The organism is Variovorax raffinosi (assembly GCF_051216615.1).
GTDB lineage: Bacteria > Pseudomonadota > Gammaproteobacteria > Burkholderiales > Burkholderiaceae_C > Variovorax.
Window position 1 is genome coordinate 212,133 of sequence record NZ_JBPJZR010000002.1, and the last position, 19,890, is coordinate 232,022.

Genomic DNA, 19,890 nt, shown 5'->3' on the forward strand with positions numbered 1-19,890 from the left:
TAAAGGAGGAGCGAAGCGGGGGACATTCGCGGAGGGGAGCTCCTGGTGTCATTCGCACTCGCCCTGAATGAACACGAGCCCGAACCCGCCCCCAAACAGCAGCGAGCAATCACCACCCGGTCAGCAGCCGCACGAACCGCATCACAGGCCGCGCCTCCACCGAAGCCACAGCAGGCGGCCTCGCCACCGGCGCGTGCAACCGCAGATGCGCTGGCGTCAGCGCGCACACCTCGATCCAGCCGCCGTGCGTCAGGCGATGCACGTCGCCTTCATCGAGCAAGGTCTCGGTCATGAACACCGTCTCGCCGAACCAGCCGGGCGGCGACACCACACGGGCGCGGCCCTCGGCCACCTGAAGCCAGGCCCCGGCATCGACCGACGTGCGCAGGGACTGTCCGGGTTCGAGAACGATGGAATCGGGCGCTTGGGAGAGGGTGGTGATCATGGCGAACCTCGGGTGAATGAGGGTCCATCGTAGGAATTCCCTCGCCTGAAAAACAGGCACACGCGATGGCTATTGCGACCGGAACAGCCAAGGCTGAAGCCCATCTGTTATGGTCGTTTTCCCCGGCAACTGCATCTGTTTTTGAATGCAGGACAGAGGGAACATCGACCCATGGACTCGCTACCGCTCTACCGCCAGCTCTCTGCGCACTACGTCGACGCGATCCACACCGGCTCGCTCAAGCAGGGCGACAAGCTGCCCTCGCTGCGCAGCCTGATGCGGCTGCACGACATCAGCCTCTCGACAGCGCTGCAGGTCTGCCGTGCCATGGAGAGCGACGGCTGGGTCGAGGCACGCGACCGCTCGGGCTACTTCGTGCGCCGGCCGCAGCGCCTGGCCATCGCGCCGATGGAAGAGCCCCTGGCCGACGTGCCGCCCGATCCGGCGCAGTTGGTCAGCATGCGCGCGCGCATGGCCAACTTCATGGCGCGTGGACGGCACACGGGCGTGAAGCTCAACTTCGCCATTGCGCGTGCGGCCCCCGAGCTGTATCCCGCCGAGGCGCTGCGCAATTCCATGACGCGCGCGCTGCGCCAGCGGCCCGAGTTGCTGACCACCGCTTCTTCGCAAAAAGGCCACGAGCAGTTTCGCGAGGCGCTGGCGCAACGCAATCTGCGCATCGGCATGACGGTGGCGCCCGATGAAGTGCTGGTCACCAACGGCTGTATCGAGGCGCTGAACCTCGCGCTGCGCGCCATCGCCAAGCCCGGCGACACGGTGGCGGTGGAGTCGCCCACCTTCTACGGCCTGCTGCAGGTGCTCGAAAGCCTGGGGCTGCGCGCACTGGAGATTCCGACCAGTCCGCAGACCGGCATTTCCATCGAGGCGCTCGACCTCGCCATCCACACCTACGACGACATCAAGGCCGTGGTGGTGGTGCCGCATCTGCAGAACCCGATCGGCAGCGTCATGCCCGATGCCCACAAGCAACGGCTGGTGCATCTGTGCGAGAGCCACGGCATCGCGCTGGTCGAGGACGACACCTACAGCGACCTGGTCGAGTCCGACGTGCCGCTGCGCGCGGCCAAGTCATGGGACCGCACGGGCAACGTGATCTATTGCGCCTCGCTGCACAAGGTGCTGGCGCCGGGGCTGCGGCTGGGGTGGATCACCGCGGGACGCTGGCATGCGCAGGTCGAAATGCTCAAGTACGCGCAGACCCGCAACAACGAGGCGCTGGCGCAGATCGCCGCGGGCGAGTTCATCGCCAGCGGCGGCTACGACCGCCACCTGCGCCGCCTGCGCGAACGCCTGCACGTGCAGCGCGACCAGACGGCGGATGCCATCGCCAGGTACTTTCCGGCGGGCACGCGGCTGAACCTGCCGCGCGGCGGCCTGCAGTTGTGGGTGGAGCTGCCCGAGCAGCGTTCGTCGGTCAGCGTGTTCGATGCGGCACTGCGCGAACACATGCTGGTGGCGCCGGGCGCGCAGTTCTCGAACTCGGGGCGCTTCGACAACTACCTGCGCATCAACTGCGGCTGGCCGTATTCGAAGGCCGTGGATGCGGGGCTGCAGCGGTTGGGGGAGATCGTGTCGAAGGTTCGGCCTTCGCCGCCGCTGGCCCGGTAGCGCGAGCGCCTGCTTACGCGATGAAGAAGACCACCGCGTCGCGGCGCGCGGCCGCATCGGCAAAGAAGCGCTGCACACCCTGCATGAAAGCCAGCAGCCCTTGCGCGTTCTCTTGCCAGAACGTCGCCCAGTAGAGCTGGGCAAAGCCGTCCGGATCGCTGGCGAAGTCCTGCACCAGTGCCTGCACGTCGAGCCGGGCAATGCGCTCGGCGCTGCGCTCCACGTGGCTGGCCGTGAGGTAGACACAGCCCATGCCGTCGGTGCCTTCGAGAAACTCGCCGTCCACTGCTGCGGGCAGCAGCGTGCGCACCACGTCCCAGGCCTGCTCGACGGTCTGGCGGGCATGCGGGCCTTCCTGTTCGGCGGGGGTGCGCAGAAAGCCCGAGACGGTGGTCGGATCGATGACCAGACCGCGCAGCCGGTAGCGGTCGATGGCGAAGAAGCTGGCGGCGATGCTCATGCGTTGCGCTCCACGCGCGCGGCGTAGGTCATGGCGTCGAGCGTGGCGCTCACGCCGTCAACGTTGCGTTGCGCATTGGCGATGTTCTTCAGATGGTCCGGCGCGCAGATCTGGTTGAGCAGCAGCGTGCGCCTGAAGTGCACCAGCGCCTGGCGCAGGTCGCCCAGCTCCTGCGCGATCAGGCCGAGGTCGTTGTGCGCGTTGGCGGCCACGGTCGAGATGCCTCTGCAACTGCGCTCCTGGATGGCCAGGGAGCGTTCGTACAAGGGCTTGGCCTTGGCGAAGTCCCGCCGCGCCGCCAGCAGGTCCGCAAAATTGTTCAGCATGTTGGAGTACAGCTCGGCATCGCCCTCGCCTTCACCGGTGCCGGCCGGGAGCTTGTCCAGGTGCGTCATCGCCCGGGCGTAGCAAAGCTCGGCCTTCAGCGGCTGCCCGGTCGTGGCGTGAAGAAACGCGAGGTTGTTGAGCGCACGCACCACCGCGTCGGTCGAGCCGCCTTTGGCCTCGGTGATCGCGAGGGCGATGGTTTTCTTGTACAGGGCTTCGGCCTCGTCGGGCCTGCCGGTCGCGGCATAGACCAGCGCCAGCGTGTTGGTCGGGCGCAGCCGCCAGCTGTCGGGCAGACGCAGTTGCCCGATCATGTTCATGCACTCGTCCAGCGCCGCGATGGCCTTGTCATTGCGCTGCAGTTGCCGGCGGATCTCGGCCAGGTTCACGAGGTGGGACACCACCGCTTCGCCGGGGCCGCCGCACAGCCGGCGGGCCAGCTCGACCGCTTCGGTGCACAGCGCTTCGGCACGCTGCAAGTCACCCTGGTGGAAGGCCTCCATGTAGCGGTGCTCCTGGTTCTTCAGCCGGGTCGCGGGCGTGTCGCTGGCGGCCGGTCGGGCGGCTTCGGCCGGCGCAATGGCCGCGGCGCGCTTGAGGACGGGTCGGTCCGAGTCTTCCTGCACCGCCTCTGGCGCTTCCATCTGCCGGTGCACCCAGTAGATATCGGCCAGCAGCCACAGCAGCAGGATGACCAGGCCGAACTTCGCCCCCGGCAGGCTGGTGCTCACGCCCACGAGCAACAGCAGCAGTTGCGCGGCGCCGCTGCGGTAGCGCCCCAGGTAGAAACGGTGTGCGCCCAGAAAGCCGCCCACCAGCAACAGCAGGTAGGCCAACGATTTGCGGCGGGGAGACGACGCGCTCATGGTTGGCCTGCTGCGCCTGTTCTTGAAACCCGCCGCTCAGTCGAGCAGCGCCAGGGCCGCGTAATCGCCCACCTTCTCGCCGAGCCCCGCGGGCACCAGTTGCACGCCGCGCGTGAGCGGCGGCAGCTTGCCGTCGATCTGCGCCTGCAGGCGCGGCAACAGAAAGTCGCGGTGGTGCCAGAACACGCTACCGCCCAAGCTGATGCGCTGCAGGTCGAGCGTGATGACCAGGTTGTAGAGCATGCGGCCCATCACGCGGCACAACGCATCCACGATCTCCAGCGCATGCGGCTCGCCGGCGGAAGCGGCCGAGAACAGGTCGGGCGGAGGTTGCCCGAAGCGGCGGGCGATCGAGTTGCCGGCCACCAGCGCCTCGACGTCGCCGAGGTTGCCGCAGCCGCACAGCGCGCCGCTGGCATCGTCGACCACAAAGCTGTGGCCCGCATGGCCCGCGTTGCCGTTCTTGCCGCGCAGCGCACGGCCATCGACACACAGGCCGACACCGACGCCGGTGCTCCAGGTGACGTACGCGCAGTGGTCCAGCCCCTGCAGCGCGCCCCAGTGGCGCTCGGCTTCCAGGCCCGCCACGGCGTCGTTCTCCACGCGCACGCGGCCGAAGCGCCGGGCCAATGGCGCTTCGATGATGGCTGTCATCCAGGTGTTGGGCAGGCCGCGCGCCGGGCCGGCGATGCCGCCGCAGATGTTCGGCGTGGCCAGCTCGACCATGCCGTCGCGCAATTCGAATGGTCCGGCCGACGACACGCCCACGCGGTCGATGGTGGCGGCATCGATGCCCTGTTCGGCGCAGACCTCGTCGATCATCCGCATGATCTGCACGGCCACCGCGTCGTTGTCGCCGGTCTTGGCGGTCGGCTCGCTGCGGCGGCCGATCAGCGGCGCCTCGCTCGCAGCGGAAAGGCTCACGGCCACCTTGGTGCCACCGATGTCTACGCAGGCTCTCATTGCGGGGTTCTTCTCTCAGGTCAGGGGCGCCGTCTCGCTACAGCAGGCGGGCGACCAGCGCCGCGATCATGCTGAGCAGCACGGTGCTCGCAATCGGCAACTGCCAGTCGCGGCCAAAGGCGCGAAACTCGAAATCGCCGGGCAGGCGTCCGAAGCCGAAGCGGCGCAGCCAGGCGGTCAGGCCGCTCATGAGCACCAGGGCAAGGACAACGACGATCAGCCAGCGGAACATGGCAACAGTCTAGGCGGCAAGGATCGCCATGGCTTGTCGGTGAAGTTCGGGCGTTGCTGCGGCTATCACCCTACCGTCGGACTTCAGGCCCAGCGGCTGGCCCTGCCAGTCGGTGATGACGCCGCCCGCGGCTTCGATCAGGCCGGCCGGGCCGAGGTAGTCGTAGGGCTGCAGGCTGGTCTCGACCACCAGGTCGATGGTGCCGCCCGCGAGCTGCGCGTAGCCGTAGCAGTCGCCGCCGAAACGGCGCATGGCGCACTGGCGGCTGAGCCGGTCGAACGCCGTCCAGTCGGCCGGCGCGAAGATGTCGGGCGAGGTGGTGACGATGCGGGCCTTGGCCACTTCGGTGCAGTTGCTCACGCGCACCGGCTGGCCGTCGCGCGTGGCGCCCTGGCCGGCCTGGCCGATCCAGCGCTCTTTCAGCACCGGCATGTCGACCATGCCGAGCACCACGCGCCCTCCCTGCAGCACGCCGATCAGCGTGCCCCACAGCGGCGAGCCGGTGATGAAGCTGCGGGTGCCGTCGATCGGGTCGAGCACCCAGACGCGTTCGGCATCGAGCCGCTCGGGGCCGTGTTCTTCGCCGTAGATGCCGTCGGCCGGCACGCGGGCGCCGAGGATCTGGCGCATCGCCGTCTCGGCGGCGCGGTCGGCCAGCGTGACCGGGCTTTCGTCGGCCTTGGTGATGATGTCCAGCGGCGTGCGGAAGTAATGCATCGACTGCGCGGCGGCGGCATCGGCCAGCGCTTGGGCAATCGGCGAGAGGTCGGGAGTGGAGGAGCTCATGAGAGGGAAAACACGTGCCAAAACCTGCGATTAGACCCGAGCCGGCGCGGGTTCGACGCGAAAGGGGCGGCGGCCCCCAGCGCCGCTGCTTTTGCTAGCGCTGCTGGCCCCAGCGCCGCACAGTCAGCCGCTCCAGCGTCTTGAAGCCCAGGCTTTCCACCAGCAGGCCGATCAACACCACCATGACGAGCCCCGCGAACACGCGGTCGGTGTAGAGCTCGTTGCGGTTCTGGAAGATGTACCAGCCCAAACCGCCCTTGCCCGAGGAGGCACCGAACACCAGTTCGGCCGCGATCAGCGTGCGCCAGGCAAAGGCCCAGCCGATCTTCAGCCCCGAAAGAATCGACGGCAGCGCGGCCGGCACCAGGATCTGCAGCACGTAGCGCAGGCCCTTCAGCCCGTAGTTGCGCCCAGCCATGCGCAGCGTCTCGGGCACGCCCTGGAAGCCCGCGTAGGTGTTGAGCGCCAGCGGCCACAGCACCGAATGGATCAGCACGAATACGAGGCTGCCGCGCCCGAGGCCGAACCACAGCAGTGCGAGCGGCAGCAGCGCGATGGCGGGCAGCGGGTTGAACATGGATGTCAGCGTGTCCAGCAGGTCGCGGCCGATCTGCGTCGACACCGCGAGCGTGGTCAGCGCGAAGGCCAGCAGCACGCCGGCGATGTAGCCCTGCAAGAGCACAGCCAGCGAGATGCGCACCTTCTCGACCAGCTCGCCGCTGGCCAGCCCTTCGACCAGCGCGCGTGCGGTGGCGGTGAAGGTGGGCAGCAGCAGGTCGTTGTCTTGCCAGCGGGCGGCCAACTCCCAGAGCACGGCGATGACCGCGAGGATCAGGCCCTTGCGCAGCCAGGCCTGCGACCAGAGGCGCGTGCCCAGCGGCAGCGTGCGTTCGACGGGGAGTTCGGTGAACGGTTCGAGCGTGCGTTCGTACTCGGGGCGAATGGGGGGTGTGAGAGTGCTCATGGTGTATTGCTCCTTCCCCCTTTGGGGGAAGGTTGGGATGGGGGCAGGCAGAGCGCTCGATGGATGCGCCGCTTGCCCCCACCCCTGCCCTCCCCCGGTAGGGGAGGGAGAAAGACCGGGGTCATGGGGTTGCGGCGGCCGGCTGTTCTTCCTCGAACAGCATGTCGTGAATGCGCTGCGCGGTGCTCTGAAACTCCGCACCACCCAGGCTCGCCAGCGAGAACCCATGGCTGTTGATCTCCGCCCGCATCCGCCCCGGATGCGGCGACAGCAGCGCGATGCGGTTGCCCACCACCAGCGCCTCTTCGATCGAGTGCGTGACGAAGAGCAGCGTGAAGCGCACCTCCTCCCACAGCTCGAGCAGCTCCTGCTGCATCTTGCGGCGCGTGAGCGCATCGAGCGCGGCAAAGGGCTCGTCCATCAGCAGCACGCGCGGCTGCATCGCCAACGCACGCGCAATCGCCACGCGCTGCTTCATGCCGCCCGAGAGCTGGTGCGGATGCACGTCGGCGAACTTGGAAAGGCCCACCTTGTCGAGATAGTGCAGCGCGCGTTCGGCTGCCTCCTTCTTGCCGAGCGTGCGCGAAGCCAGCAGCGGAAACATCACGTTCTGCTTGACCGTCTTCCACGGCGGCAACTGGTCGAACTCCTGGAACACGACGATGCGGTCGGGACCGGGCCGCGTCACGCGCTGGCCGTCGAGGCGGATTTCGCCTTCGACCGGTGGGATGAAGCCACCGACCGCCTTCAGCAGCGTGGACTTGCCGCAGCCCGAGGGGCCGAGCAGCACGAAGCGGTCGGCGGCGTGAACATCGAAGCTCACGCGGTGCGTGGCGCGGACCACGCGTTCGGGGGTGCGGTATTCAAGGCTGACACCGTCAACCTGCAGCAGCGGCGCTGCGTCTTGGCTCCAGTCTTCCTCCCTCCCCTCCCGGGGGAGGGCCGGGGTGGGGGCAGACGGCGTCGGCTTCGTCACCGCCCTGCCCGCCCCCATCCCAACCTTCCCCCAGAGGGGGAAGGAGTCAACGCCCGAAGAGACCTTCGCCGAGCTCACCGATCAGTTCCCCGAACTGTTCTGCGCATCGTCAAAGAAATAGTCCTTCACCGAAGCCGGCTTGTTCTTGATCGCGCCCACCCGGTGCATGAACTCCGCCAGCGGATAGGTGTTCTGCGGCGTGGTCTTGAACTGCACTTCGGGGTTCTTGATGATCTTCAGCAGCAGCTCGCGGTCGAGCTTCGCGTTGCTCACCTTCAGGTAGATGTCGGCCGCCTTCTCCGGATTCGCCGTGACGAACTTCGCAGCCTCGTCGAGCGCATCGACAAACGCCTTGTAGGTCTTCGGGTTCTCGCTGCGGAATTTCTCGGTGGCGTAGAGCACCGTGGCCGACGACGGTCCGCCCAGTACCTGGTACGAATTGAGCACGATGTGCGCGTTCGGATTGCCCGCCAGTTCCTGCTCCTGGAACGGCGGATTGCCGAAGTGGCCCGTGATCTCCGTGCCACCCTTGATGATGGCCGCTGCCGCGTCGGGGTGCGGCAACGCCACGCTGATCTTGTCGAGCCGGTTGAACTCCTTGTCGCCCCACAGCTTGGCCGAGGCGAACTGCAGCACGCGCGACTGCACCGACACGCCCACGGCGGGCAGCGCGATGCGGTCCTTGTCGGTGAAGTCCGCAATGGTCTTCACGTTCGGGTTGTTGCTCACCAGGTAGTACGGAAAGTTGCCCAGCGACGCCACGCCCTTCACGTTCTGCTTGCCCTTGGTGCGGTCCCACAGCGTGAGCAGCGGGCCCACGCCAGCACCCGCGATCTCGATGTTGCCGGACAGCAGCGCATCGTTGACGGCCGAGCCGCCCGACAGCTTGATCCACTCGACCTTGGCATCGACACCCGCCGCCTTCGCGTGCTTCTCGATCAGCTTCTGGTCTTGCGCCACGTTGAGCAGCAGATAGACGATGCCGAACTGCTCGGCGATGCGGATCTGGCCTTCGGCATGCGCCAGGCTGGCAGAGAGGCTGCCGGCGAGAAGGCCGAGGCCGGTGACGAGCGCGGCGGCCCTGCGGGTGAAGCGGTTCATTGAAATCGATCCGGGGAGAAGAGAAGAAAGAATCAGAAAGGCGTGTCGCCGACGATGGTGGTGCGGTTCAGGCGGCGGCGCAGATGGTCCGGCGTGCCAGCCGCCAGATGCATCAGCGAGCGGTTGTCCCAGAACACCAGGTCGTGCGGCGCCCACGTGTGGCGATACACGAACTCGGGCTTGACGCTGTGCGCGAACAGCTCGGCCAGCAACGCATCGCTTTCGTCCTGCGGCAGGCCGACGATGCGCGTCGTGAAATGCTCGCTGACGAACAGCGCCTTGTGGCCCGTTTCAGGATGCGTGCGCACCACCGGCTGCACGGCGGGCGCGACCTGGTCGATCTGCACCTGCGAGAGCTTCGGGCGCCACGGGTTCTTGGCGCGCAGTTCTTCGTACTTGGCGAGGTAGCTGTGCTCGGCCTTGAGCGGCAGGATGCGCTGCTGCAAGTCGGCCGGCAACGCTTCCCACGCAAGGTGCTGGTCGGCAAAGAGCGTGTCGCCACCTTCGCTCGGCAGTTCCTGCGCGTGCAGCAGGGAGCCGAGGCTGGGATGTGGCTTGTACGAAATGTCCGAGTGCCAGTACACGCCCGCATCACCGAGGCCGATGGGCTCGCCGTTCTCCTTGATGTTGGAGACGATCAGGATCTCGGGATGGTTCTTGAGCTGGAACTGGTGCAGCACATGGATCTCGAGCGGCCCGAAGCGGCGGCTGAACTCGATGTGCTCGGCAGGGGTGATCTGCTGGTCGCGAAACACGACCACATGGTGATCGAGGTGGGCGCGGTGGATGCGTGCGAAGTCTTCGGCGTTGATCGGTTTCGAGATGTCGAGGCCGACGATTTCGGCGCCGACCGGGGCGGCGAAGGGGCGCACTTCGAAATGCTGCGCTGCGGCTTTTGGGGCGTGGGCGTGGGGAGAAACGGCGGTCATGCCGCGAATGTAGGGCGCGGGGCGTTGTTTCTCAACGAACTCTTCGTTGCTAGCTTATGCCTTACTCCCTTTCTTTCTTGGGGGGCGCGTCCTTGTGCTTGTTGCGCTCCTTGCGGAGGGTGGAGGCCGGGTCTCGCCCCGGCAGGCGACCTACTTTTCTTTGCTTCGCCAAAGAAACGTAGGCAAAAGAAAGGCGACCCTGCTGTCTGCGACCCTTCGCTTCGCTACGGGCAACCTACGGTGCTCGACACCGGTGGGGGTCCGCAGAACTCGCTTCGCTCAAACAGCTGCGGCCCTGATCCCACCGGCGTCTGCGCTCCTCGGCGCAGCCAGAAGGGATTGGGGACGGGCCTTCGCTTCGCTCGGCCCGGCAATACCAACAGCCAATACAAATACGAGCCGCAGACGCGCAGCGTCTGCGGCAATCAGGTGGCCGAGCGAAGCAAAGGCCCCTGCGGTTTCCACCCCCCTCTGGCTGCGCCGAGGAGCGGAGCGTTTCGCGGATCAGGGCCGCAGCTGTTTGAGCGAAGCGAGTTCTGCGGACCCCGCGAAACGCGAGCACCGCAGGTTGCCCCGTAGCGCAGCGAAGGGGTCGCAGACAGCGGGGTCGCCTTTTCTTTGCTTACTTTCTTTTGGCGAAGCAAAAGAAAGTGAGTCGCCCGCCGGGGCGAGACCCGGCCTCGGGAAGCAAACGAAGCAGCAAGCAAGTCACAGCGTATGACTGCGATCCCCTTCAGCAAACCCCACCGCATCCCAAGCCTCGCCAACAGCAAACCCCACCACCTTGAACAGCTCCCCCATCTCGTGCTCGTGGATCAGGCGGGCCGCCATTGCGCGTTCCGCGACGGAGCCCTGCTCCATCTTCGCCAGCAACCCGCAATTCAGCAGAAACCGCGCCTGGCTCGTGTAGCCCAGCACTTCGAACCCCGCGTTCTGGCCCGCCAGCGCAATGCCGGTGAAGTCCACATGCGCCGTGATGTCCTTGTAGCCCACGTCGGCCAGCGGATCGCCATCGGCCTGGTGCGCGCGATGGCACATCACGGTGCCCATGTGGCGCTGCGGGTGGTAGTACTCGCTCTCGGGAAAACCGTAGTCGATGAGAAAGGCCGCGCCCTTGTCGAGGCGGTCCGCCAGCGTCGCGATGAAGGCCTGGGCCTGGGGATGGATTTCGGTCAGGTAGTCGTGTTCGCCGATCACCTCGACCGGCGGGCGCAGGTCGGTCACGCGATCGGCCCAGGTCCAGCCGTCGCCCTGCGCGTTGCGCACCACGCCGCGCTCGAACCACTGGCCCGCGACGCGCGCCAGCAGTTGCACCGGCATCGCATCGAGCACTTCGTTGCCGACCACCACGCCCTGCATCGACTCCGGCAGCTCGCCCAGCCATTCGACGCGGTCCGCATAGCGCACCAGCGCCTGCTGCTGCCGTTCGCGCAGGGTGCCCGACAGGTCGACGATGCGGTAGCGCACATCGCTTCGGCCGATCTCGTCGAGCGCATGCAGCAATTGAACCGCGAGCGCGCCGGAGCCGGCGCCGAATTCCCAGACCGTGTCGGTGCCGGTTTTTTCCAGCGCCTGCGCCACCTGCGCCGCGAGCGTCTGGCCGAACATCGGCGTCAGCTCCGGCGCGGTCACGAAGTCGCTGCCGGAAGACGGCATGTGGCCGAACTTGGCGGAGGTGTTGGCGTAGTAGCCCAGGCCGGGCGCATACAGGGCGAGCGCCATGAAGCGATCGAACCCGATCCATCCGCCGGCGCGTTCGACGGCGCGGGCGATGAGGTGATCGAGGGCGGTGGGTAAACTGTTTGGCGTCTTTGTCGTCACACCCCCGATTCTCCCTCTCCCCGCATGAGCGCCGCTTTTCCCACCCCGACCCGCCGCACCGTTCTTGTCACCGGCGCCGGCCGCCGGCTGGGCCGCGAGATCGCGCTGGCGCTCGCAGCAGGCGGCTGGCAGGTGGCGGTGCACTACCGCAGCTCGCTGGCAGATGCCGAGAAAACGGTGGCCGACTGCGCCGCCCTGTCGGGCGATTCGGCCCTCTTCGTGGCCGACCTCGAAGACGAGCAGGCCACGCGCGCGCTGCTGCCCCGCGTGGTCGCCCGCTTTCGCACCGTCGATGCGGTGGTCCACAGCGCCGCGCTGTTCGAGCACGACGAGGCCGCGAGCTTCAGCTACGCGCTCATGGAGCGCCATGCGCGCAGCAACACCGGCGCGGCCATCCTGCTGGCGCAGGCGCTGCACGACCACCTGGCGGCACGCGACGCGCAGGGCGCGGTGGTTCATCTGCTCGACCAGAAACTCTGGAACCCGAACCCCGACTTCCTGAGCTACACGCTGTCCAAGGCCGCGCTGGAAGCCGCCACGCCGATGCTGGCGCTGGCGCTGGCGCCGCACGTGCGGGTGGTGGGCGTGGCGCCCGGCCTCACGCTGGCAAGCCACATGCTGGACGACGACAAGTTCGCGCAGTTGCACAAGCTGTCGCCGCTGGGCCGCTCTTCCACCCCGGCCGACGTGGTCGCCACGGTGAAGTTCGCGCTGGAGAACAGCTCGATCACCGGCACCACGCTGCTGGTGGACGGCGGCCAGCACCTGATGAAATTCGAGCGCGATTTCTCGCTCATGTGAGCACCATCACCATGTCTTCTTCCCATACCCACGGCCGCCAGACCCTCACCCTGCTGGGCCTGCGCTTCAATGCCAATCTCGGCATCCTCGACCACGAGAAGGTGGCGCCGCAGCCGATCCAGGTCGATGCCGAACTCAGCCTGGGCCAGCAGCCGCTGCTGCCGCAGGACGACGACATCTTCCACGTGCTCGACTACGGCAAGGTGCGCCTGATCATCATCGACGAGTGCACCGCCGAACACGTCAACCTGCTGGAGAGCCTGATCGGCAAGGTGGTGCACCGCCTGCTGCAACTGCCCGGCGTGCTGGGCGTGCGCGTGAAGATCGCCAAGCTCGAAATTTTCGACGACTGCGAAGTGGCTATCCGCATGGAAGCCGGCGAGTGGTGAATGCCCAAGGGCATGAACGCCTGAGCGTCTAGACAGCTCAGGCCGCTGAACAGCAAGCCACCGCAGGCTTGGCCGCCGCCGGCCACATGCGCACCGCCAGCGCGCCAAGCGCCGACAACGTGGCCAGCAAGGCCACCCCCGACCATCCCCACTGCGCCAGCACCAGGGCACCCAGCGCCGAGCCCGCCGCCATGCCGATGAAGACGCCGGTGAAGAACACCGCGTTGAGCCGGCTGCGCGCACCCGGGTCGATGCCGTAGACGACGGTCTGGTGCGCGATCAGCGCGGCCTGCAGGCCGAAGTCGAAACCGATCGCACTGGCCACGATGAGCCCGAGCCGGGCGGCCGGTGCCATCAGCGGCGCCAGCAGCATCGCGGCGAACGACACCACGACCAGCACGGCGCCCAGGCGAATCACCAGTTCGGGCCCGCGGCGGTCCGCGATGCGTCCGGCGATGGGCGCGGCCAGCGCACCCGCCGCACCGGCCAGCCCGAAGGCCCCCGCCGCCGCACTGCCCAGGTGGAACGGCGCGCCATGCAGCATCACGGCCAGCGTCGACCAGAACGCGCTGAAGCCGACCGACAGCAGGCCCTGCGCGAAGGTGGCGCGGCGCAGCGCGCCGTGCTTGCGCCACAACTGGGCCAGCGAGCCCAGCAGCGCGCCATAGCCCAGGTGCGTGGTCGGACGCAGGTGCGGCAGGCCGCGCGCCGCGGCAACGCCGATGAACGCGATGCTGCCCGCCGCAACCACGAACATCGCGCGCCAGCCGAAATGCTCGGCCACGAAACCGCTGAGCACCCGCGACAGCAGGATGCCCAGCAGCAGCCCCGTCATGACCGTGCCGACGATCTTGCCGCGATGCGCCTCAGGCGCCAGCGTGGCGGCGGCCGGCACCACGTCCTGTGCCAGCGTGGCCGTCAGGCCGATGACGAGGCTGGCCACCAGCAGCGGGCCGACCGAGGGCGAGAACGCCGCGGCCAGCAGCGCCAGCACTAGCACCGAGGCCTTGGCCAGGATGATGCGGCGCCGGTCGAAGCGGTCGCCCAGCGGTGCCAGCAGCAGGATGCCCAGCGCATAGCCCAGCTGCGTGAGCGTGGGCACGAAGCCCACGCTGCGCGCCGAAGCACCGATGTCCGGGCCCAGCTCGCCCAGCATGGGCTGGCTGTAGTAGAGCGCCGCCACGGCGAACCCGGCGCTGGCGGCAAGCAGCAGGATCAGCGAGTTCGGCAGCCGATCATGCGTTTTTTGAATGGAAGACATGGCGTTAACCCTTAGGTCATGAAGCAAGGGCTGGAGTGTGCAAGGAGAAGACGCGCCAAGGTAGTCCCGGCGCTTGAACAATTGATATACGCTTGACGCATGACAACGCCACTTTCGGCCCCACCCTCGGTCGACCGCATCGAGCTGATGCAGACCTTCGTGCACATCGTCGAGGCCGGCAGCCTCTCGGCGGCGGCCGCGCAGATGGGCACCACCCAGCCCACCGTGAGCCGGCGCCTTCAGGCGCTGGAGCGCTCGCTCGGCGTGCGCCTGTTGCAGCGCTCCACCCACGCCATGAAGCTCACCGAGGACGGCGAGCGCTGCTTCGACCGCGCCAAGGAGCTGATCCTGAGCTGGAGCGCCTTCGAGGCCGAGCTGCGCGGCGTCGGCGACCACCCCGAGGGCCGGCTGCGCGTGGTGGCGCCGCACGTGTTCGGGCAGCAGTTGCTGGTGGGGCCGCTGGCCGCGTACCTGCACCGCTTTCCGCAGATGACCGTCGAATGGCTGCTGCACGACGGCCCGCAGGACCGCACGCCCGACTTCATCGCCGAGGGCGTCGACTGCGCGATCCGCGTCGGCGAGGTGAGCGACCCGGGCGTGGTTGCGATCCGGCTGTCCGAGGTGCCACGCATCGCGGTCGGTGCGCCTTCTCTTTTCAAGGAGGCAGTGCTCCCCGTGCACGCCCGCGACCTCGAAACGCTGCCCTGGATGGCCGCGCGCAACTTCTACCGCACCGAGATCGCGCTGACCCACGAGACCACCGGCGAGGTGTACCGCGTGCAGATCCGCCCGCGCATGATCACCGACAGCCTCAATGCGCTGCGCAGCGCGGCCGTGCTGGGGGTGGGCGTCGGCGTGCTGTCGACCTGGATGCTGGCCGAGGAGCTTGCGGCCGCACGGCTGCTGCACCTCGCGCCGCAATGGCATGCGGCCGCCGCGCCGGTGTACATGGTGTACCCGTATGCGCGCTTCTACCCGGCCAAGCTGCGGCTCTTCGTGGACGCCATGCGCACCGCCTTTCCCGCCGCGTAGCGTGTGCCTTGGGGATCGGGGACAATCGACGCCTTCCCCCGACTCCCCGAAGTAGCCTGACCATGAACGCCGTCTGGATCGACGAGGCGCCCGCCGCCGCCGACGCCACTGCCAATTCCCTGAAGATCGAACGCGAGACGCACAAGCTCGAAAAGCGCCTGTGCCGCGAGGTCGGCCGTGCGATCGTCGACTACAACATGATCGAAGAGGGCGACAAGGTCATGGTCTGCGTCTCGGGCGGAAAAGACAGCTACGCGCTGCTCGACATCCTGCTCAAGCTCAAGGCCCGCGCGCCGATTCACTTCGACATCGTCGCGGTCAACCTCGACCAGAAGCAGCCCGGCTTTCCCGAAGAGGTGCTGCCCAAGTACCTGAGCGACCTGGGCGTGGACTTCCACATCGAGAACCAGGACACCTACAGCATCGTCAAGCGCGTGATTCCCGAGGGCAAGACGACCTGCGGGCTGTGCAGCCGGCTGCGCCGCGGCATCCTGTACCGCGTGGCCGACGAGCTGGGCGCCACCAAGGTCGCGCTGGGCCATCACCGCGACGACATGCTGCAGACCTTCTTCCTCAACATGTTCTTCGCCGGCAAGTTGAAGAGCATGCCGCCCAAGCTGGTGAGCGACGACGGCAAGCACGTCGTGATCCGTCCGCTGGCCTACGTGGCCGAAAAAGACACGGTGCGCTGGGCCCAGCACCGCGAATTCCCGATCATTCCCTGCACGCTGTGCGGCAGTCAGGAAAACCTGCAGCGCAAGCAGGTCGGCGAAATGCTGCGCGAGTGGGACAAGAAGTACCCCGGCCGCGTGGAGAACATGTTCACCGCGCTGCAGAACGTGGTGCCTTCCCACCTGCTCGATGGAACGCGGCACGATTTCAAGGGTCTGAAGGCGACCGGCGTGGCGGACGACGAAGGCGACAAGGCCTTCGACACGCCCAATTTCGATCTGCTCTCCCAGGCACCCTCGGCCCTGCGCATCGTCCAGGGCTGATTCGGGCAACCCAGGGGAATTTGGGGCACTTGGCCCGGAGACCCTTATGAAACGTGCATTTTTCGCTCTCTTCCTGGCAGCAAGCCTGAGCGGCTGCGCCACCTCCTGGGTGGTCGACAGCAATGTGAAGAGCTTTTCTTCGCTCGGCACCGTGGCGCCCGGCGCCACCTACCGCTTCGAGCGGCTGCCCTCGCAGCAGGCAGACACCGCCCGGCAGGACGGGCTCGAAGCCATGGCCGCCGCCGCGCTCGAACAGGTCGGCCTGCGCCGCGACGACGCCAAGCCGCAATACAGCGCGCAGATCGGCGCCCGCGTCACAGCCGGCCTCTCGCCCTGGGCCGACCCGTGGCTCTACGACGGCCCCTGGGGCTACGGCTACGGCGGCTATGGCTACTACGGGCGCCGCTGGTATGGCGGCGGCTGGTACGGCGGCCCGGTGTTCATGCCGCCGGCGGCCAATCCCTGGTACGAGCGCGAAGTCAGCATCGTTCTGCGCGAGACCGGCTCCAATCGCGTGGTCTATGAGACGCGCGCCCGCAACGACGGCCCGTACAACTCGAGCGCGGCCATCCTGCCGGTGATGTTCCGGGCCGCCTTGCAGGGCTTCCCCAACCCGCCGCAGGGCGAGCGCCAGGTGAACATCGACCTGTCGTCGCCGACCGCGAAGAAATAAGAAGGCGAACGGCGCTTCTAGAATCCCGGCGGATGGAAGACATCACCCGTTTGATCGCCGTGCGCCACGGCGAAACCGCCTGGAACGTCGACACCCGCATCCAGGGGCAGCTCGACATCGGCCTGAACCCCACCGGCCTCTGGCAGGCCGAGCGCACCGGCCAGGCACTGGCCGAGGAGCCGATCCGCGTCATCTATGCCAGCGATCTTTCGCGCGCCTGGCAGACCGCCGAAGCCATTGCCAAGCCGCACGGCCTGACGGTGCGGCCCGAGCCCCGCCTGCGCGAGCGCGCCTTCGGCCACCTGGAGGGCATGAGCTTTGCCGAGATCGAGTCCACGCGCCCCGAAGACGCCAAGCGCTGGCGCGAGCGCGATCCCGAGTTCGAGCCGGTCGGCGGCGAAAGCCTGCTGACTTTCCGCGACCGCATCACGGGCGTGGCCTCGGAGCTGGCGGCGCGTCATCCGGGTGAGCTGGTCACGTTGGTTGCGCATGGCGGCGTGATGGACGTGCTGTACCGCGCGGCCACCCGCCAGGCATTGCAGGCGCCGCGCACCTGGCAGCTCGGCAACGCAGCCATCAACCGCATGCTGTGGACGCCCGAGGGTTTCAGCCTCGTGGGCTGGAGCGACACGGCTCACCTGGCCGCCGACAACACGCTCGACGAGACGACGACCTAGCAGGTCTTCGCGTGAAAAGAATAAATTCCGAATCCTCGGCCTATGCCAGTTGGGACGCCTCCCTGGCCCTCTCGACCCCATGGATCGAAGCCACGCATCTGGGCAATGTCGTCAGCCTGGCAGCCGGGGATGTGCTGGCCCGGGAAGGGGAACGGCACAGTTATTTTTATCTTCTCCGATCCGGATTTGTCCACTCGACCATCCAGCGAAGCAATGGCGCTGAATTTCTGCTCGAGATATTCGGACCGGGTGCAATTTTTGGTGAAGGCCCGGCATTCGCCAACCGGCCTCGCCCGACCACGACGCGAGTGGTTGCGCCCGCGATCCTCAGCCGCTACCTCCCGGCGGACATCACCCAGAAGTTCTCCACCATGCCCGAGCTTGCGGCCTCGCTCATTCAGCTCCTCGGCTTCAAGAATCAAATGGTGGTTGAAAAGCTCGCGGGCGTTGCGTCGGCGGCGCCCAAAGAACGGGTCGTCGATTTGCTTTTGCGTATTGCGCGATTGCAATTGAACAGCGAATTTCCGTCGACCCAGGAATCGAAGAATTTTCAAGTCGATCTGACACACGAGAAAATTGCCGCAATGACCGCATTGAGCCGGGTCACCGTGACAAGAACGCTGAACCTGCTGTCGAGGGAAGGCGTCATTGAGACGCGGGCCAAGCAGGTCATCATCCATGATGCTTCCGCGCTACGCCGTTTGCATTACAAAAATAGTTAACTTCCTGTATCACTGGATACCGAGCAAACCCTAACTTCACGCCATTATCCTCCTCACAATTCAAGAGGAAATGATGGCAGAGTCAAGAAAATGGGTGGTTGAGGATATCAGCCGCACGACGCCGAACTTCACGGCGATAAAGAAATTCTCAACCGGAGAGCGGGCGGGCCTGCGGTTCGAGAATTTTCTTCAAGAATATCAAGTTGACCTGATATCGCATGCCATTTCGGAAATTGGCATTGAATATTACGAAGGCGACGACAAAGCCGGCGGTGTCGTTCGCAAAGGAAAGCTCGGCCCCAATTTCTTCAGATTCAAATCGGATCACGGAGAATATTTCCGCCGAACACGCATCTTCGAGGAAATGTTCGACCAACGCATTCTCTCGCTGGTCAACTTCTTCCCTCGTGTCCAGGAAGTGGCATCGAAGATGTTTTCGCTGGGCCACGAGGTCGCTGAACACCAGGGCAGGCGCATGATGAACTTCACGGTGCGCGTCTTGCCGGAAGCACCGATTCACTGTGACTGGATGCCGGGCGAAAACACCGGGCTTTCATTTGCACCGCAAATCAAGGACCAGTTTGCATGGAACATTTATCTCAAGACGCCCAAGTCCGGAGGGCAGACACGCATTTACACGGAAAAAGACCCCGCGCTTGCCAGCAAGGAAAGTGAACATTTCGAAGTTGCACCTCGTGTCGGAGATTTGATCATCTTCCGCACCACGCAGGCACACGAGGTATTGCCAAGCGATGGAGAGCGGTTGACCTTGTCCGGGTTTTTCGGAATCACCCCTGAGAAACTCCTGTTCTGGGTGTAAGCGTCTTGATGGAAAAATCCCTGTCCGCGCCCATGGGAATTTCGCATGGCTGGATTGCGGCGCTGCCTTTCATTCCCAAGGTATTGGTATTTGGGCTTATTGTTGGCGTTGCAAGCAAGAATGCCAATTGGTCTTTGGGTGAATTGGTTTTTGCCGCGCTGAGCATCAATGCTGCCACCGCTCAATTGGCCGCGCTCGAATTCAACAATTCCGCCCATATCGGTGCGTTGATTGCATTGACCATCGGGCTCAATGCCAAGCATCTTATTTTTACGGCCTCGCTCTGGCCGTATCTGAAGAATTCCAGCAAATGGCGCGTGTGGCTGGCAGCGGCCATGGTGACCGACAGCAGCTGGACGGCATGCCACATTGCCGCCCAGCGCGGCCCGATCAACGCCAACTTTGTTCTGGGAAATTCCTCCGCGCTGACCCTGGCGTGGACGGCTGGCTGCATCGCCGGATTCCAGTTCGGCGCCATCTTCACGCAGCAGATGCTGTATCGCTTCGGCATGGACGCACTGGTTCCGCTCTCGATGGCGCTGCTGCTGCCCATCGGCCTTCGAAAGAACCCTCACCGTCTGGCGCCCGTCGGCATCGGCGCCGTGGTCGGTCTGCTTTGCTGGTGGCGAACCGATCAGCAGGCCGCGGCGGTGCTGGTGGCGGGGCTGGCCGGCATGGCGGCCACGCTGTGGATCAACAGGAAAGGCCGGGCATGAATGCCATCCTCGTCATGGCGCTGGTCACGATCGCCATTCGCCTGTCGGGCCTGGGCGCCGCCCAATGGCTTTCGCGTTGGCCGTCGGCCGAGATCGCCTTGTCGAACGCCGGCCCCAGCCTGATGGGCGCCTATCTGCTGATCCAGATCTGCATCGCGCCCACCTTGCTCTTGCCTGTGGTCATCACCATGGCGGTGGTGTGGCGCTTCGGAGGACTGCAGATTGCCTTTGTCGCCGGCTGGCTGGCGCTCATGGCCGCGCGCCATCTTTGAAGTCGAGGGGCGCGGCCCGCCCTTGGTCAGCTC

Annotated in this window: 23 protein-coding genes; 11 read left to right on the top strand and 12 right to left on the bottom strand. The window is 66.2% G+C overall.

Annotated features, from left to right (window positions below; genetic code table 11):
* Positions 1 to 109 precede the first annotated feature (109 nt).
* Positions 110 to 445 (bottom strand): hypothetical protein, encoded by a 336-nt coding sequence (locus tag ACSFB7_RS07065; RefSeq protein ID WP_435468453.1) that lies wholly within the window; start codon positions 443 to 445, stop codon positions 110 to 112.
* Positions 446 to 616: 171 nt separating this feature from the next.
* On the opposite strand from ACSFB7_RS07065, the gene ACSFB7_RS07070 reads away from it, so the two are divergent.
* Complete coding sequence (locus ACSFB7_RS07070) at positions 617 to 2,074, top strand: aminotransferase-like domain-containing protein (RefSeq protein ID WP_435468455.1); 1,458 nt, start codon at positions 617 to 619, stop codon at positions 2,072 to 2,074.
* 13 nt (positions 2,075 to 2,087) lie between these two features.
* On the opposite strand, the gene ACSFB7_RS07075 is transcribed toward ACSFB7_RS07070, so the two are convergent.
* The 10 genes from ACSFB7_RS07075 to ACSFB7_RS07120 form a co-directional block, all read right to left on the bottom strand.
* Positions 2,088 to 2,534, bottom strand: a complete 447-nt coding sequence (locus ACSFB7_RS07075; RefSeq protein ID WP_435468457.1) for a DUF1877 family protein — start codon at positions 2,532 to 2,534, stop codon at positions 2,088 to 2,090.
* The gene (locus ACSFB7_RS07080) at positions 2,531 to 3,727 is read right to left on the bottom strand and encodes a tetratricopeptide repeat protein (protein ID WP_435468459.1); all 1,197 of its coding nucleotides are present in this window, start codon (positions 3,725 to 3,727) and stop codon (positions 2,531 to 2,533) included. Before ACSFB7_RS07080 ends, ACSFB7_RS07075 begins: the two co-directional genes overlap by 4 nt.
* A gap of 36 nt (positions 3,728 to 3,763) precedes the next feature.
* Complete coding sequence (locus ACSFB7_RS07085; RefSeq protein WP_435468461.1) at positions 3,764 to 4,690, bottom strand: ROK family protein; 927 nt, start codon at positions 4,688 to 4,690, stop codon at positions 3,764 to 3,766.
* 37 nt (positions 4,691 to 4,727) lie between these two features.
* Positions 4,728 to 4,922 carry a DUF2905 domain-containing protein gene (locus tag ACSFB7_RS07090; protein ID WP_093245072.1) on the bottom strand — a complete coding sequence of 65 codons (195 nt, stop codon included), beginning with the start codon at positions 4,920 to 4,922 and terminating at the stop codon, positions 4,728 to 4,730.
* A gap of 9 nt (positions 4,923 to 4,931) precedes the next feature.
* A complete protein-coding gene (gene hisN / locus ACSFB7_RS07095; protein ID WP_435468463.1) occupies positions 4,932 to 5,708 on the bottom strand; it encodes a histidinol-phosphatase in 777 nt (258 codons plus the stop codon).
* A 94-nt stretch (positions 5,709 to 5,802) separates the two neighbouring features.
* A complete protein-coding gene (locus tag ACSFB7_RS07100) occupies positions 5,803 to 6,672 on the bottom strand; it encodes an ABC transporter permease (protein WP_435468465.1) in 870 nt (289 codons plus the stop codon).
* 121 nt (positions 6,673 to 6,793) lie between these two features.
* Positions 6,794 to 7,666, bottom strand: a complete 873-nt coding sequence (locus ACSFB7_RS07105; protein WP_435468467.1) for an ABC transporter ATP-binding protein — start codon at positions 7,664 to 7,666, stop codon at positions 6,794 to 6,796.
* A 63-nt stretch (positions 7,667 to 7,729) separates the two neighbouring features.
* The gene (locus ACSFB7_RS07110; RefSeq protein WP_435468468.1) at positions 7,730 to 8,749 is read right to left on the bottom strand and encodes an ABC transporter substrate-binding protein; all 1,020 of its coding nucleotides are present in this window, start codon (positions 8,747 to 8,749) and stop codon (positions 7,730 to 7,732) included.
* 32 nt (positions 8,750 to 8,781) lie between these two features.
* The gene (locus tag ACSFB7_RS07115; RefSeq protein ID WP_435468470.1) at positions 8,782 to 9,678 is read right to left on the bottom strand and encodes a TauD/TfdA dioxygenase family protein; all 897 of its coding nucleotides are present in this window, start codon (positions 9,676 to 9,678) and stop codon (positions 8,782 to 8,784) included.
* 708 nt (positions 9,679 to 10,386) lie between these two features.
* On the bottom strand, positions 10,387 to 11,499 hold the full coding sequence (locus tag ACSFB7_RS07120) for a class I SAM-dependent methyltransferase (protein WP_435468472.1): 1,113 nt from the start codon (positions 11,497 to 11,499) through the stop codon (positions 10,387 to 10,389).
* 24 nt (positions 11,500 to 11,523) lie between these two features.
* Here ACSFB7_RS07120 and ACSFB7_RS07125 point away from each other — a divergent pair, with 24 nt between their 5' ends.
* The gene (locus ACSFB7_RS07125; protein ID WP_435468474.1) at positions 11,524 to 12,300 is read left to right on the top strand and encodes an SDR family oxidoreductase; all 777 of its coding nucleotides are present in this window, start codon (positions 11,524 to 11,526) and stop codon (positions 12,298 to 12,300) included.
* 11 nt (positions 12,301 to 12,311) lie between these two features.
* Positions 12,312 to 12,689, top strand: coding sequence for a dihydroneopterin aldolase (locus ACSFB7_RS07130; protein WP_187114004.1), 378 nt, complete (start codon positions 12,312 to 12,314; stop codon positions 12,687 to 12,689).
* 37 nt (positions 12,690 to 12,726) lie between these two features.
* On the opposite strand, the gene ACSFB7_RS07135 is transcribed toward ACSFB7_RS07130, so the two are convergent.
* Entirely contained in the window at positions 12,727 to 13,950 is a 1,224-nt protein-coding gene (locus tag ACSFB7_RS07135; RefSeq protein ID WP_435468476.1) for an MFS transporter, read from the bottom strand.
* A gap of 99 nt (positions 13,951 to 14,049) precedes the next feature.
* Here ACSFB7_RS07135 and ACSFB7_RS07140 point away from each other — a divergent pair, with 99 nt between their 5' ends.
* The 8 genes from ACSFB7_RS07140 to ACSFB7_RS07175 all read left to right on the top strand — a co-directional run bounded on the left by ACSFB7_RS07140 (position 14,050) and on the right by ACSFB7_RS07175 (position 19,857).
* Positions 14,050 to 14,982, top strand: coding sequence for a LysR family transcriptional regulator (locus ACSFB7_RS07140; RefSeq protein ID WP_435468478.1), 933 nt, complete (start codon positions 14,050 to 14,052; stop codon positions 14,980 to 14,982).
* Positions 14,983 to 15,044: 62 nt separating this feature from the next.
* Positions 15,045 to 15,977, top strand: a complete 933-nt coding sequence (gene ttcA, locus ACSFB7_RS07145) for a tRNA 2-thiocytidine(32) synthetase TtcA (protein ID WP_435468480.1) — start codon at positions 15,045 to 15,047, stop codon at positions 15,975 to 15,977.
* A 46-nt stretch (positions 15,978 to 16,023) separates the two neighbouring features.
* On the top strand, positions 16,024 to 16,650 hold the full coding sequence (locus ACSFB7_RS07150) for a DUF4136 domain-containing protein (protein WP_435468482.1): 627 nt from the start codon (positions 16,024 to 16,026) through the stop codon (positions 16,648 to 16,650).
* A 32-nt stretch (positions 16,651 to 16,682) separates the two neighbouring features.
* The gene (locus ACSFB7_RS07155) at positions 16,683 to 17,327 is read left to right on the top strand and encodes a histidine phosphatase family protein (protein WP_435468484.1); all 645 of its coding nucleotides are present in this window, start codon (positions 16,683 to 16,685) and stop codon (positions 17,325 to 17,327) included.
* Positions 17,328 to 17,338: 11 nt separating this feature from the next.
* A complete protein-coding gene (locus ACSFB7_RS07160; protein ID WP_435468486.1) occupies positions 17,339 to 18,049 on the top strand; it encodes a Crp/Fnr family transcriptional regulator in 711 nt (236 codons plus the stop codon).
* Positions 18,050 to 18,122: 73 nt separating this feature from the next.
* The gene (locus ACSFB7_RS07165; protein WP_435468488.1) at positions 18,123 to 18,869 is read left to right on the top strand and encodes a 2OG-Fe(II) oxygenase; all 747 of its coding nucleotides are present in this window, start codon (positions 18,123 to 18,125) and stop codon (positions 18,867 to 18,869) included.
* 8 nt (positions 18,870 to 18,877) lie between these two features.
* Complete coding sequence (locus tag ACSFB7_RS07170; protein ID WP_435468490.1) at positions 18,878 to 19,585, top strand: AzlC family ABC transporter permease; 708 nt, start codon at positions 18,878 to 18,880, stop codon at positions 19,583 to 19,585.
* Positions 19,582 to 19,857, top strand: coding sequence for a hypothetical protein (locus tag ACSFB7_RS07175; protein WP_435468492.1), 276 nt, complete (start codon positions 19,582 to 19,584; stop codon positions 19,855 to 19,857). Before ACSFB7_RS07170 ends, ACSFB7_RS07175 begins: the two co-directional genes overlap by 4 nt.
* The last annotated feature ends 33 nt before the right edge of the window (positions 19,858 to 19,890 follow it).